Origin of the sequence: Rhodothermus bifroesti, from assembly GCF_017908595.1 — a bacterium.
Taxonomy (GTDB): Bacteria; Bacteroidota; Rhodothermia; order Rhodothermales; family Rhodothermaceae; genus Rhodothermus; species Rhodothermus bifroesti.
Genome location: NZ_JAGKTL010000004.1, coordinates 1 through 13,579, shown reverse-complemented (window position 1 = coordinate 13,579; position 13,579 = coordinate 1). Strand labels below are relative to the sequence as shown.

The 13,579-nt window shown below is 54.1% G+C and carries 11 protein-coding genes; 8 read left to right on the top strand and 3 right to left on the bottom strand.

From position 1 onward, the window contains the following. The first annotated feature begins 1 nt into the window (after nucleotide 1). The 3 genes from J8E65_RS09195 (at nucleotide 2) to J8E65_RS09185 (ending at nucleotide 1,897) form a co-directional block, all read left to right on the top strand. Nucleotides 2-466 carry an ExbD/TolR family protein gene (locus tag J8E65_RS09195; protein ID WP_210375474.1) on the top strand — a complete coding sequence of 155 codons (465 nt, stop codon included), beginning with the start codon at nucleotides 2-4 and terminating at the stop codon, nucleotides 464-466. Between the two features lie 81 nt (nucleotides 467-547). Beyond that, nucleotides 548-961: a DUF4293 family protein gene (locus J8E65_RS09190; protein ID WP_341481754.1), complete on the top strand. Its 414-nt coding sequence runs from the start codon at nucleotides 548-550 to the stop codon at nucleotides 959-961. Between the two features lie 18 nt (nucleotides 962-979). Then, nucleotides 980-1,897 (top strand): DMT family transporter, encoded by a 918-nt coding sequence (locus J8E65_RS09185; protein WP_210375472.1) that lies wholly within the window; start codon nucleotides 980-982, stop codon nucleotides 1,895-1,897. Here J8E65_RS09185 and J8E65_RS09180 read toward each other — a convergent pair. Continuing rightward, nucleotides 1,881-2,924 (bottom strand): glycosyltransferase family 2 protein, encoded by a 1,044-nt coding sequence (locus J8E65_RS09180; RefSeq protein WP_237181854.1) that lies wholly within the window; start codon nucleotides 2,922-2,924, stop codon nucleotides 1,881-1,883. The two genes, J8E65_RS09185 and J8E65_RS09180, sit on opposite strands and share 17 nt — an antisense overlap. Nucleotides 2,925-3,041: 117 nt before the next feature. Between J8E65_RS09180 and alr the strand changes: the two genes are divergently transcribed. The 4 genes from alr to J8E65_RS09160 all read left to right on the top strand — a co-directional run bounded on the left by alr (nucleotide 3,042) and on the right by J8E65_RS09160 (nucleotide 8,761). Beyond that, a complete protein-coding gene (gene alr, locus J8E65_RS09175; protein ID WP_237181852.1) occupies nucleotides 3,042-4,202 on the top strand; it encodes an alanine racemase in 1,161 nt (386 codons plus the stop codon). A gap of 69 nt (nucleotides 4,203-4,271) precedes the next feature. Further along, nucleotides 4,272-4,982 carry a response regulator gene (locus tag J8E65_RS09170; RefSeq protein WP_210375471.1) on the top strand — a complete coding sequence of 237 codons (711 nt, stop codon included), beginning with the start codon at nucleotides 4,272-4,274 and terminating at the stop codon, nucleotides 4,980-4,982. Beyond that, a complete protein-coding gene (locus J8E65_RS09165) occupies nucleotides 4,966-6,462 on the top strand; it encodes a sensor histidine kinase (protein WP_237181850.1) in 1,497 nt (498 codons plus the stop codon). The genes J8E65_RS09170 and J8E65_RS09165 overlap by 17 nt, the downstream gene beginning before the upstream one ends. Nucleotides 6,463-6,616: 154 nt before the next feature. Further along, a complete protein-coding gene (locus tag J8E65_RS09160) occupies nucleotides 6,617-8,761 on the top strand; it encodes an alpha-ketoacid dehydrogenase subunit alpha/beta (RefSeq protein ID WP_210375470.1) in 2,145 nt (714 codons plus the stop codon). A gap of 59 nt (nucleotides 8,762-8,820) precedes the next feature. Here the strand turns inward: J8E65_RS09160 and J8E65_RS09155 are convergent, their stop codons facing one another. After that, nucleotides 8,821-10,068 (bottom strand): tetratricopeptide repeat protein, encoded by a 1,248-nt coding sequence (locus J8E65_RS09155; protein WP_237181849.1) that lies wholly within the window; start codon nucleotides 10,066-10,068, stop codon nucleotides 8,821-8,823. Nucleotides 10,069-10,420: 352 nt separating this feature from the next. Between J8E65_RS09155 and J8E65_RS09150 the strand changes: the two genes are divergently transcribed. Beyond that, nucleotides 10,421-10,864 (top strand): Hsp20/alpha crystallin family protein, encoded by a 444-nt coding sequence (locus tag J8E65_RS09150; RefSeq protein ID WP_210375469.1) that lies wholly within the window; start codon nucleotides 10,421-10,423, stop codon nucleotides 10,862-10,864. A gap of 79 nt (nucleotides 10,865-10,943) precedes the next feature. Here J8E65_RS09150 and J8E65_RS09145 read toward each other — a convergent pair. Then, nucleotides 10,944-13,579, bottom strand: a 2,636-nt coding sequence (locus tag J8E65_RS09145; protein WP_210375468.1) for a T9SS type A sorting domain-containing protein, incomplete at its 5' end; no start/stop codon positions are given.

Genomic DNA, 13,579 nt, shown 5'->3' with positions numbered 1-13,579 from the left:
TATGGCTTCACAGCATTTTAAGAAAAAGACAGGCGACACCAAGCCTGCAATTCCTACGGCTTCACTCCCGGACATTATCTTTTTGTTGCTGATCTTTTTCATGGTCAGCACCGTGCTTCGGGAGACTACGGTTATGGTGCGAACGATACTTCCACACGCTGAAGCACTCACCAAAATAGATCAAAAACGCCTGCTTTCCTATATCTATATCGGCCCAAGAAAACTGCCGGATGGGCGTCTAGGGGAGCAGCGGGTGCAGATCGACGATGCGTTGATTGATGATCTAACGCTCATCCGTACGGTTATGTATAACAAGCTAGTTGAACAACCCAAGTTGATTGTATCGCTGCGCATCGACCAGGATGCCAAAATGAAGTTGGTTTATGATGTGCAGCAAGAACTGCGCGAAGCAGGTACGCTTCGCATTAACTACTCCGCACGCCCTGAAAGCCCAACTGCACTGTAGTTAGGGATGCGGCCTGTTTAGGTAAAAGCCCTGCATTGGCGGGGCTTTTTTGTCGGGTAGGATATCGCTATGATTCAACGCGTGCAATCTTTGTATTTACTCCTGGCAGCTGCTGCGCTGGGATTGCTGGTGCTAGCGCCGGTTCCTGGGCAACTGCTGGCCCTGGCCGGCCCAGGCTGGCTCGTGCTGCTGGTGCGTGCCTTGGGTGCTGTACTTGCGCTTGGAACGGTAGGGTTGATTTTCCTATACCGTCAGCTTTCGCGCCAGCGCAAACTGGTGGTACTGGCCCAACTTGGCGTTCTGCTGCTGAGCGCGCTGTACTTGGGTGGGTTATACGTTGGGGGGGCTTTAGGCGTGCGGACGACCGAAGGCATACTTTGGGAACGGTTGTTTTGGTTAGCACTGCCGCTCATCGCTTACCTGTTTTTGAGGCTGGCCCGACGCGGCATTGAGCATGACCTAGCGTTGCTGCAGTCGATGCACCGGCTGCGGTAAAGCAGAGCTGTCCTACCTATGGATCGGGCCGCAGTCCCTTTTCGCGTCTATCCTATCCTGGCGCTGGGATTGCTCAGTTTTGCGATTAGTCCCATCCTGGTGCGCCTGGTAGGGGATGAAGCACCTGGTTTGGCTATTGCCGTTTGGCGTACAGGCATTGCCGTTGGCCTCCTTGCCCCAGCTGCCCTGCGTCCTATAGCGCGCCTTCGCTATGGTCTCCGTGAGCTGATGCTGATCTTGCTGGCCGGCGTTTTCTTAGGGCTGCATTTTGTGGTCTGGATTCTCTCGCTTTTTTACACTTCGGTGGCTAGTGCCTCGGTGCTGGTATGTTTAAGTCCAGTGTTTTTGGCAGCTTTGGGGTTTGCGTTACTTAAAGAGCGGCTTTCGATGCCTGTTGTGCTTGCAATCGGTATGGCCGTGCTGGGTGCGATGCTAATGAGCTGGGGGGATCATGTGCAGGCTTTTGCTGGCCGCAAGCCGCTTTTAGGGAATATGCTGGCATTAAGTGGCGCGCTCTTGGTGAGCCTGTATCTTTTGATTGGCCGCGTAGTGCGACAGCAGACCGCTTGGCTGCCGTACGTCTTCTTACTTTACTTAGCGGCCGCTTTGACTGCACTTATACTGGCCTTGTTGCTAAAAACACCGCTAACCGGCTACAGTTTGCGCTTTTACGGACTTTGTGCACTTATGGCCCTAGGGCCCCAGATTTTAGGTCATGGTGCGTTTAACTACAGTGTTAAGTACTTGCCAGCAGCCTGGCTGGGATTGCTGTCGCTGCTAGAGCCTGTAGGAGCCTCGATTTTGGCTTATGTACTTTTTCATGAAATGCCATCACCGTTTTCTCTTTTGGGGATGCTGTTGGTGCTAGGGGCCGTAGGCTTTGCCGTACGTTACGAGCACCTGCAACTGCGGCGGCAGCTCAGTGCGCCGACGTAAGCCAGCGTCGTGCAGGAAGGTCCTGAAAGCGCCGTCGGCGTAGCACAAAGTAGTCCCAAGCAATGCTGCCTCGATAGGAGGGTAACACCACCAGCTCGTTATCCTTTGGGCGCATTTGCCGGTAATGCCGGCTAAGGCGATGGGCATCGTGATAGGCTTTGATAACCGCCAAGGCATCTTTCCAGCGCCTTAGAAAAAGAAAGCGCAAAAAGGCTATCCCATCGAGCAAGATGCGCAGCGGGAACGTTCGGTGCCATTCGGCCGGCGGCAGGTTTTTATACAGCAAAAGTAGACTGTTGCGGAAGTTGAAGTACGTCTTGCGGGCATCGTGAGGGGGGAGAGAACTTCCGCCCAGATGGTAGACAACGCTTTGGGGTACGAGCTCAATACGATACCCTGCACGTTGCAATCGCCAGCACAGGTCGATCTCTTCCATGTGGAGTACAAACTGCTCGTCCAGCAATCCGACCTGCTCGAGCGCGCTGCGGCGAAGCATGATGGCAGCTCCTGTGGCCCAGAAGATAGGTCCAGGATTGTCGTATTGCCCTTCGTCGGGCTCTACAGTATCGAAAATGCGCCCGCGCGCGAACGGATATCCAAAACGGTCTAAAAAACCTCCTGCTGCCCCGGCGTACTCAAAGTGGGTTCGGCGATGATACTGGCGGAGCTTGGGTTGCACGGCGCCAAGCTGCGGATCGGCCTCCATGCGATGCACTAAGGGCCAAAGCCAGTTTGGGGGGACTTCAACGTCGTTATTGAGGAGCACAATGTAGTCCCCTCGCGCATGGGGGATAGCCGCATTGTTTCCACGGCAGAAGGCCCAATTTTCAGGATGGCGAATAATGCGTACAGTTGGAAACCGGGTAGCTACCCATTCAGCAGATCCATCGGTAGAGCCGTTGTCCGCTAAAATGATCTCGAGGTGAGGATAATCGGTCGCTACAACCGAAGGCAGGCATTGCTCGAGTAAATGCCGGGCATTCCAAGACACGATGATTACCGAAACCCAAGGCGTAGAGGTCACCATGGTGGGCGGTTTGCTGCGATGGTCTGCCGTTAAACCTTAAGGTATGGCTACAGGTTGTGCCTCAGGCAGGATCTTTTTTGCTTGCCGAGCGTGAGCCGCGCGGCGTTTGCAGCAGGGATGCTTACAGTGTTGCATACTCCTACGCTCGTTCAAATTTGTCTGCCGCATCTTCGGCATAATGCACAGTTGTTGCAGCAGCGGCTAGGTCCGGCCACGCTAATGGCTGTCGTGAAGGCCGATGCGTATGGACATGGGCTGGTGCCGGTGGCTCGTACACTTCAGGACGTTGGTGTTCGTCATTTTGCCGTAGCGCGGGTTGCGGAAGCCCTTGCCTTGCGTGAAGCGGGTGTGGAGGCCCCGATTCTGGTTTTGGGCGTAGCGTTTCCAGAAGACCTTCCCGTATGTGCTGCTCAGCAGTTCGACGTGACGGTCGCGTCGCCGGCCGTTGCCGAGGCTGTCTGCACAGCGGCGCCACGCTTAGGCTTGCTACGCGTGCATGTGAAAGTCGATACCGGTATGGGACGGCTTGGCCTATGGCCCAGCGAAGTGCCCTCTATAGTACGCCAGCTAGCACAGACCCCCGCCGTCCACCTGGTCGGACTCTGGACGCACCTAGCTACGGCCGACGATCCGCAAGACACCTTCTTGTATCAGCAGCTTGAACGCTTTGAGCAGCTTTGCCGCCAGTTTGGTGACGACTTTGAGGCAATCCACATCGCCAATAGCAGTGCGCTGCTTCGGTTGCCAGAAACCTACTGGCACAGTCCGCGGCAACAGGCACGGGTGGGCGCAGCGCTTTACGGCTACACGTCCCATCCCCAACTGTTGCGTCATGTTGGACTCCGACCTGTCATGCGCATGGTTTCGCGTGTGGTGCAGGTGCGGACGGTACCACCCGGAACCACGATTTCGTACGGCCGCACCTGGGCAGCCCCCGACTGGCGCCGCATTGCTGTTGTTGGCGCGGGTTATGGTGATGGCGTGCCCCGCCGCTTGTCCAACCGCGGCCGGGTAGGCATTCGGGGACAACAGTTTCCGATTGTAGGTGCTGTGTGTATGGATTTGCTCATGGTTGACCTGGGTGCACCTGATGCAGCCCCCGATGTGCAGGAAGGCGAAGAGACCGTGCTGTTTGGTGAAGGCGGCCCTTCCATTATGGAGGTTGCGGCCTGGGCCGACACCATTCCTTATGAACTCAGTTGCGGCGTTGCTCGGCGCGTGCCTCGATGTTATCAAGAAACGCTCCCGAGCGCAGAGCCCTGTATGGAAAACATTTGAAGAAAACTTATATTTACACTCTAGCGTTGAAGCGAGCGGTTTTTCCCACCTAAGCAAGGTATATCAACCATGCCTCGGACAGCAGAACCTTCGGAAATCAAAATCCTGGTGGTTGACGATGAAGAAGACATCGTCGAGGTCATCAGCCACTTTCTAAACCAGGAGGGCTTTCAGGTCGAGAAGGCCTATGACGGCGAGGAAGCGTTGCGCAAGGCAACTTCCGAAATTGACCTGATTGTGCTTGATATTATGCTCCCAGGTCTAGACGGCTACGAAGTTTGCCGCCGTTTGCGCTCGCGCGTCGAAACCGAACATATCCCTATCATTTTCCTGACGGCTAAAAGTGAGGAGGAAGATCAAGTGAGAGGCCTGATGATGGGGGGGGATGATTACCTAACCAAGCCGGTGGCGTTGCCGGTGTTGCTGGCACGCATTAAAGCGGTCTTGCGTCGGGCTGGCGTTGAAGAAAGCCGAACGCTGCAGGTAAAGGACCTGACCATCTACGAGGACGAATATCGGGCTTCCCTGCGGGGCAAAGACCTAGGGCTGACACTGACAGAGTTCGAGCTGCTGCGCTATCTGGTTCGGCATCCGCGCAAAGCCTTTACACGCCAGGAGTTGCTTGAGCGTATCTGGAAAGATGCCATGATGGTGACCGAACGCACCGTCGACGCACATATCAAGAATCTTCGGGAAAAGCTGGGCGATTTTGCCAAGCATATTCAGACGGTGCGTGGGGTAGGGTATCGCTTTGTTGAGGAGGATGAACCGATCGCGTAAGTATCTACGCCCAAAAGGCTTACGCTACGTGCTCTATCGGCTCTGGCGATGGATTTTCCCTACGCGGGCGCCGGTGCGCACGTGGATGTTTCTAACCTTTGCGCTCTTTGTGGGGCTGGCCGTGGTGGGCGCCGGCCTGTACACTGGTCTGGTACTGCATGGCCAGCTCCGCAGCGCGATGGAACAGACGCTGCGTACGCAAGCTGAACGCTTGCTTACCCAATTGGAACAGGCCCCAACGCCTGAAGAAGCGGTTGCGCTGGCACGTAGCTACAGCCGCGTGACGGAAGTGCATCTGACCTTGGCCCGCGGCGAAACAGTGCTTTGGGATAGTGAAGCGGATCGCCCGCTTGAAGGCGAAAACCTTCGTGCGCGGCTGGGGATGGATGTCGATACTGAAAGGCCGGTGCGCTTTTTCGAACGCCTACACCCTGACGGCCAGCGTTGGTTGTACGTGGTTCTTTACCGTCCAGCTTCAGCCTGGGTGCTGCGTTTGGGCCAGCCAGAGCCCGTTCTTTTTAAACTGGCCCAGCAAATGGAGCTGACGTTACTGGTAGGTATGCTGGCAGCGTTGCTACTAGCGCTCCTGGGCAGTTGGATTGCTACCCAAAAGGTTACGGGACCCCTACATGCCATTCGCAACAGCGCTCGCAACATCATTGAAGGGCACTTTGACGAAAAAATACAGGTGCATACCCGGGCTGCTGAGTTTCAGGACTTGGCCCACCACCTCAACAAGATGTCGGATAGTTTTCGCGAAAAAATTGCCGAGCTGCAGCGCTTAACACGTTTGCAGACCGAGTTTATCGGTAACATCTCCCATGAAGTGCGCAACCCCATTTTCTCAATCGGGGGCTATCTGGAAGCTTTGGCTTCGCCTACGCTAGAACCTGAAGTGCGCAAACGCTATGCGGAAAAGGCCCTGCAGAACCTACAGCGCCTAAATAATCTATTTAACGATCTAATCGAAATTGCCCGCTTGGAGTATCGCGCTGATCTCATCCATCCTGCAGTTTTTAACCTACAAGAACTGCTCGACGAGGTTGTTGAGATGCTCCGGCCAAAGGCCGAGGAGAAAGGACTGATTATTCATGCCGAAAACAGCCCCCTTTACGTGCGGGCCGATCGCGAACGCATTCGTCAGGTACTCACCAACTTGATCGACAACGCGATTGCCTACACCGACGAAGGCTACGTCCGTTGCCGGCTGCGCCGCCGGCGCGACAAAGTGCAGGTGGAGGTGGTCGATACCGGCAGGGGTATCCCCGAAGAGCATCTAGATCGCATTTTTGAACGCTTCTATCGCGTGGACCCCGATCGTTCTCGCCGCAGTGGGGGTACGGGCTTAGGACTCAGCATTGTGAAGCAGATTTTACAGGCCCACGGGGAAGCCATTCACGTCGAAAGTACGGTAGGGCGGGGTACACGGTTTTGGTTTGAGCTGCCCTACGCTGAAACGGACCAGCCGGTGAGTGCCTAAGGTTTTGCAAGCCTGCCGACGGCTTTGTAAATTGAAAGGGTGCATCCACAACCCTTACGATTTTACGGAACGTGCGCTGCCCTCCACACGTTCGCCCCTTAGGTAAGCCGGCATTCACCGGCGTTGTCTTGCTGGTAGCTAACCCCGTGATGCCATGCCCCGGAAAAAGAAATCCGAGCATACCATAAAAGAAGCGCTTCCAGAAACAGTGGTTCGTCGCTCTGGTGCTAATGGCCAGGTGCAAAGTGCAGTAGTTTGGGCCTGCGAAGGTGATCTAGATCTTCGGCCAGTTAGCCCTGCCGACTTTGATGTGTCTACCCTGCTGCGTGTTTATCGCACGATGCTGCTGGCGCGGCGTTTAGACGAAAAGATGCTGACGTTGCTCAAGCAGGGCAAAGGCTTCTTCCACATCGGCGGTGCCGGCCACGAAGCTGCACAAGCAGCCGCTGGGCTGCTTTCCCGTCCAGGGTACGATTGGTTTATTCTGTACTATCGCGACCTATGCATGTACCTGTCGCTGGGCGGACGTCCTGAAGACGTGCTACTAGCGCATTTAGCTAAGGCGAACGATCCGAACTCTGGCGGGCGCCAGATGCCTGCACACTATAGCGATCGCGAAAAACATATTGTAACCCCCTCTTCTTCGGTAGGGTCTCAATTCTTACCTGCCTTGGGGCTTGCTATGGGCGTGCAGCGCCGTGGCGAAGATGCCTACGTGTACTGCTCAGCAGGCGAAGGGGCTACTTCGCAGGGATCATTCCACGAGGCGCTCAACTGGGCCGCCCGCATCAAAGCACCAGTTTTGTACTTTATTCAAAATAACCACTACGCCATTTCGGTACCGGTTGCGCAGCAAACAGCGGGGGGCAATCCTTACAAACTGGCAGCGGGTTATGAGGGCCTGGCAAGAATCCACGTCGATGGCACGGACTTTTTCCAGACGTATGCTGCCGTGCGTGCTGCCGTGGAGCATATCCGTGCTGGCAAAGGGCCCGTCTGCTTGGTGGCCGATGTGGTGCGCCTGTTGCCGCATTCCTCATCGGACAACCATGCTAAATACCGCACGCCAGAAGAGTTAGAAAAAGACCGCCAAGTTGATCCCATCTTGCGTTTCGAGCAGGCCTTGCTCGAAGCGGGTGTGCTGACTAAAGCCCGCATTGAAGAGCTGCGCCATGAAGTGCGACGCAAGGTCGACGAAGCTACGCACTGGGCTGAACAGCAAGCTGACCCGGATCCGGCATCGGCTACCCGTTATGTGTATTTTGAAGGAACGCTTGATCTAACCTACGAAAAATCAACGCCTTCAGGTAAGCCAATTGTCATGGTGGATGCCATCAACCATGCGCTCCATGAAGAGATGGAACGTGACGAGCGCGTGTTGGTCTATGGCGAAGATGTGGCTGGGCCTAAAGGCGGTGTGTTTACTGCGACACGTGGGCTTACAGAGCGTTTCGGCCCGCATCGCTGCTTCAATTCTCCGCTGGCCGAAGCATCGATCGTTGGCACAGCTGTGGGACTGGCTGCCTCAGGGTTTAAACCGGTCATTGAAATTCAGTTTGCCGATTACATTTGGCCGGCCATGTCGCAACTGCGCAACATGGTAGCCCCGTTCCGCTATCGGTCAAACAATGCCTGGGAGTGTCCGCTGGTGATCCGCGTGCCCTGTGGTGGCTATATCCACGGGGGGCTATGCCACTCGCAAAACATTGAGGGCATTTTTGCGCATATGCCTGGCTATAAGATCGCCATGCCCTCCAATGCAGCCGACGCCAAAGGGCTGCTCAAGACAGCCATTCGCATGCACGACCCTGTACTGTTTTTGGAGCACAAAGCGCTTTACCGCGCAGCTGCTGCGCGTACACCTGAGCCAGACGCCGATTACTTACTGCCCTTTGGTAAGGCGCGTGTCGTGCAGTCGGGTAGTGATCTGACCATCGTTACCTATGGCCTGATGGTGTATAAATCGCTAAATGTAGCGCAGCGGATCGCCAAAGAAGATGGGGCTTCCATTGAAATAATTGACATTCGCACCATTGTGCCCCTGGACATCGAAACGATTCTAGCTTCGGTGCAAAAGACCAATCGGGTATTGGTTGTTTACGAAGACCATGAATTTGCTGGTTTCGGCGCTGAAATTGCAGCTCAGATCGCCTCAAAGGCCTTTGAATACTTGGATGCGCCAATCGCTCGCGTAGCTGGAGCCTTTACTCCCATTCCTTATGCCGAGCCGCTTGAAAATGCCGTCCTGCCACAAGACGAAGACATCCTCAAGGCTGCGCGTGCGCTACTGGCTTACTGAGCCATAAAAAACAGAAGCCCGGGCAAGCGCCCGGGCTTCCCTTGGGCCAAACTATGGCTTTAGTTTCCGTTGTTGTCCTCTAGTCCAGCACAGGATGCAACGGCTTGGGCTTTGTCGGTTTGGTCGGTTTGCACGTAAGCCTGAAACAGCGCCCGGCAGATGCCAGCAACGTTTTCGCCCTGGGCTTCCATGAGCGAACGCGCCCGCTCTAGCGGCGGAATAGCTTCAGCAAACAAAGCACGACGCTCACGAACCAGCTGGTCGATCTGGGCCTCAAGCTGCTGTTGCTGCTCACGAGAAAGCTGGCTGCGGTTGGCCCTCAGGCTATCGTCCAGCGCAATCGCTTTCTCGTTGACGTCTACAGCTTTGTTAATGTAGGCTGCCCCTAAGTTGTAATAGGCATTGGCGTACTCAGGGTCCAGCTCAATGGCTTTTTTAAGGTGCTCGATGGCTTCATCGTAGCGTCCAGCCTCTAAAAGCAACGAGCCATAGTTGTAGCGATAGAGCTTGTTGTTGGGTTCTTGGGCAACTGCCTGGCCATAGATAGACATAGCCTCGTCGGTGCGCCCCGCCTGCACGTAAGCATTAAGCAGCTGAGACTGCAGCTCCGCATTATCTGGATACAGCGAGCGGGCTTTCTCTAACACTTCAATAGCTTTATTAGGCTGTCCTTGAAACCGATATAAATCGGCCAGGATCAGGTAAGCATCCAGTGAGGTTTCGCCCTTAGCAATGGCCGCTTCTAGGGGGGCAATCGATTCTGACTGACGCCCCGCGTTCAATAGCGAAAAGGCTTGGTTAACATAAGCGCCCGCTGAGTCAGGCTGGATCAGCGTAGCCAGTTCAAAAAAGGTCGCGGCCCGTACAAAGTAAGTAGAATCTTCTCGCCCACGGTTGAAGGCATTGACCCCGTTTTGGAACTCCCGTACAAAGGCAAAACGGAGCTGGTTAATCACATCTTCGCGCAGCTTAGGATTCAGTTCTATTGCTTTTTGAAAAGCAGCTACCATCGCCTTTACCGTATCGCGCCGAGCCTCTAAGGGCATGTTCTGCTGATTAGAGAGGATATCCAGAATAATGCGCCCTTTGAGCTCGTAAGCATCGGCATTCTGCGGATTGCGCTGCAGGGCTTTTTCCACGTTCTCTAGTGCCCGCGCGTAGTCTTTGTTGCGCAGGTCAAGCTTCGCGCCCTCAATGTTGGGATCACTGGAGCATCCATTGGCGCCTGTCAACACCAAAGCCAGGAGTCCTCCTGTGAAGAGGCCTAGAGCATGCTTCCAGCGGCGGCAGGTTAATGCGTTCATCATACCTTAGGGTGTATGGGTTGAAAAATCGTTTACCAGCCTTATGCGGCGGCCTTGTGCTGCTGGGTTCCGTAAGGAGTCTCCCATCACAACGACCTAAAAAACATTTAGGTGCCCGAAAGTCCTTCCGAAACCCCTTTAAGTTAACGCGCCTGGCAGACTCAGACAACCTGTCGCTCTTCTTCTCGTCATTTTTGAGAAAAGCGCTTGCCAACCCTGCATAATCTGTACAAGTTGTATCCCTATGATTGTTTAGCGAGCGTGCCAATCTGTCGGAAAATCGTCTTAGGCACAGGGGTTGATAGCTAATAGGGGTGAAAACGAACCCTAGTCAACCAACCCAAGGAGGTGTGCTATGACAAGCTTGGTTCGCTTTGCTCCGATGGCCGAACTGCGCCGCTTGCAGCAGGAAATGGACCGCTTGTTCGATACGTTCTTTGGGCGCGAAGCTGAAGCAACCGAGGAAGCCCCTGTTGTGTGGGTACCACGGGCAGATTTGGCCGAAACTGAAGATGCCTATTTGATTCACCTGGATTTGCCGGGCATGAATAAGGAGGAGCTTTCGATCACTTACCAAGACGGCACGCTGGCGGTGAGTGGCGAGCGGAAGACAGAAACGAAGGAGGAAAAGGCGAACTATGTTCGCATAGAGCGAAGCTACGGCCGCTTCTACCGGAGCTTCACGCTGCCCAAGGCGGTCGATGATAAACGCATTGAAGCCAAGTATGAAAACGGAGTGCTAACGATTCGGCTACCTAAGGCCGAGGCCAGCAAGGCGCGGCGCATTGAGATCGGCTAAGCCTAGATTGACACAGGGGCGGCAGGCTCAGCCTGCCGCCCCTGTTTTTATAAAGGACCCAAGCCACTGGAGCCTCTTTTTAGTGCACCTTAAGGAAAGTGCGTACTTGCTGCGTGCGCTCGGCCTCGAAGCGCACCAGGTACAAGCCACTGGCCAGCTCAGGCTCTGTCCAGCGCAGCTCATGCCAGCCCGCCGGTAGCTCTTGGTCTACAACGCGCCCTACCTCCCGGCCTAGTAGATCATAGACGACGAGCCGAACCCGCTCTTGCTTAGGCAATCCTACACGGAAAGTAACATGCGTCCGGAAGGGGTTGGGATAAATCGCATCCAACACAAAGCGTTCTGGCAAGGCTTCGGGCGTTTTCTCGGTGCTCACAATCACCACGCGCGTGCTTACCTCGTTAGAGCGCCGCTGCATGGTATTACCTACAAAGTCTTGCGCTAAGGCATAGAATGTATAGCTGCGATCAGGCTCAACAGCTATCCGCACAGAATCCACCTCGCCGCTCACAGTGGCCACTTGCTCAAAAGGCCCCCCATCAATCGCACGGAATAGGAATACACGCGCTACGCCCGAGCCAGCATCTTGGGCTTGCCAACGCACCACAAGGGTATCTTGGTTGACCTCTTCTGGCAAGGGAAGCAGTGTGATGGCCGGTGGCGACAAGTCGAAGGTGTTGACAACCGTATTGGTCATAATCGGCGGATTCATGTCAAAAACAATGGTAGCCCGGTTTTCAATCCGCGTGCCATCAACCACTACCCCTGGACGTGGCAGGACAGAAAACGTCACAAACCCTTCACCCTCAGGCGGGTTAACGTTGGGCGGTAGCTCAATGCCCTCAATTTCCCAGCGCAAGACGTTCCCTTGGCGTGTGATTTGCCAACCTTTGTGGCTCGTTTTACCAAACTCGACGCTCTCAGGGTCGAGTTCAGCTGCTAACGTGTCCACAATGACAATACGATAGGCTGGGGCTGTAGCTGTAGCTAGGTTTTCAAAGAAAATCGTATAGTGCAACCGCCCAACTTCATTCAAATAGTTCCCCTCACCTATCCCTGCTGGCCCGGCTTTTTCATTGGGGTCCCAAGAACGTATCGGCTGTAGCTCATAGCTGAGATTCACCCCGCAATCGCCTTGAGAAGTTAAACCCGTAATTTGGGGTAGTTCTAATCTTTCTGGCTTGGGCGGGGTGGCGTTAACCTTAGGATTAGGATTCATGCACCGATTAGCTCCCTTCCACAGACACTCTAGTATGTTATAAGCCAGGGAAGCGACATTAATGGGACCCTCAAGCATTTCTTGCACATATTTAGGAATGACATTTTCTTTAACTTTATTTTTTATCTCATCTTTTACATTGTTTACTATCTCATTCTTCACTTTTTGCCATGAAAACCATTCTGCGTTTGTTTTGGCAAGGGCATCTGCAAAGGCTTTAGAAAGTTCTTTTTTGACATCTGCATCTGGAGATACCGGATCCCATAACTCTTCGCAAAAGAACGTGGTCATTAAGTCGTTGATATAGCCAGATACGAGACCCGATATTGCCCATGCTATTGCTAATTTTCCTGCATTTAATACTAATGTTCCTATCACTATTACTGGTAGAGCCTGGGGTTCTGCATAGGCGGCACGTTTGCTGAGGGCACCAGGAAGGCCGGTAAAAACCAAATCAAAGGAAGCTGTCTCAGCAAAATTTAAGGAGCGACCTAAAATTACAATCAGCCCAGGTTCAATAAGTACACTGTCGGCGGGTAGTCTAATTGGCGCATCATCGTTTAGACGGCTGAGCTCTACGTAATCAAGCCGCATTGCCGCAGGGTCGTACTGCAGCCGAATCAGTATGGGTCCTGTGGGTACACGACCTAAATTCGTATACAAAACGGTATAACGATTGGGGGCGCCGATACGTAAGGTTGGCCTTCCTACAATTTCCACATGTAAGGCAGGGACCGCATCAATTGGAGAAGCACTTGCTTGAGCAATTGCATAAAGACCACGCAGGGGAGCCTGCTGGAGCGTGAACGTATTGGCCTCGGAGTCTCGTGTTAAGCTGCCCGAAAACAGTTGCCAGCTTGTCCCATCGGGTGAATAAAACACAAAGAGCGAATCTTCTGAGATACCACCTAAAGCAGCCTGATTGTAGGGCAAAATTAACCGCTGCGCTGTGGGTGTGGTCGCAGAGTCCACAGGGCTAAAGCGCCACCAGCCGAGTGTTGCGTTAGAAAAAGACGCTGGCGTGCTTAGACCATAATAGGCAATGTGTAGACTACGCGTAGAATCGACCCCACTTACGCCTTCGAGCCGTAGGCCAGGCATGATAAACGTAGACGGAGCATGCTTTAGGCGACTACGCACCACTCCTGTTACCAAAATTCTTTCCACCCCACTAAACGGTCCACTGCCAAGCTCTAAAGTATCTTGCACAATGAGTAAGCCACTAGAACCAATTTGGACGTTGGGAAGATAATTGTTGCCTATTAAGGTGGCGCGATCTATGACTTGCACACTAGCACGCGCATTTTCTCCTAACCAGAGGGTGCGACGCTCCCGCCCAGTCACAAATAGCGTATTCAACTCCAAGATCCCCTGGTTAATCAGAGAACCTGTGAGGTAGACGCTAGCGCTACCAGAGGCATAGAGTCGTCCGCGGTTGAGGATGCGTCCGCTAAGGCGGGTCTCGCCACCCAGGCCGAAGCCGGAGCCTTCAATGT

What these genes read in the sequence shown, in the direction of transcription:
- J8E65_RS09195 (WP_210375474.1), top strand. Translation starts at nt 2, where the DNA reads ATGGCTTCACAGCATTTTAAGAAAAAGACAGGCGACACCAAGCCTGCA.
- J8E65_RS09185 (WP_210375472.1), top strand. Translation starts at nt 980, where the DNA reads ATGGATCGGGCCGCAGTCCCTTTTCGCGTCTATCCTATCCTGGCGCTG.
- J8E65_RS09180 (WP_237181854.1), bottom strand. Translation starts at nt 2,924, where the DNA reads ATGGTGACCTCTACGCCTTGGGTTTCGGTAATCATCGTGTCTTGGAAT.
- alr (WP_237181852.1), top strand. Translation starts at nt 3,042, where the DNA reads ATGCTTACAGTGTTGCATACTCCTACGCTCGTTCAAATTTGTCTGCCG.
- J8E65_RS09170 (WP_210375471.1), top strand. Translation starts at nt 4,272, where the DNA reads ATGCCTCGGACAGCAGAACCTTCGGAAATCAAAATCCTGGTGGTTGAC.
- J8E65_RS09165 (WP_237181850.1), top strand. Translation starts at nt 4,966, where the DNA reads ATGAACCGATCGCGTAAGTATCTACGCCCAAAAGGCTTACGCTACGTG.
- J8E65_RS09160 (WP_210375470.1), top strand. Translation starts at nt 6,617, where the DNA reads ATGCCCCGGAAAAAGAAATCCGAGCATACCATAAAAGAAGCGCTTCCA.
- J8E65_RS09155 (WP_237181849.1), bottom strand. Translation starts at nt 10,068, where the DNA reads ATGATGAACGCATTAACCTGCCGCCGCTGGAAGCATGCTCTAGGCCTC.
- J8E65_RS09150 (WP_210375469.1), top strand. Translation starts at nt 10,421, where the DNA reads ATGACAAGCTTGGTTCGCTTTGCTCCGATGGCCGAACTGCGCCGCTTG.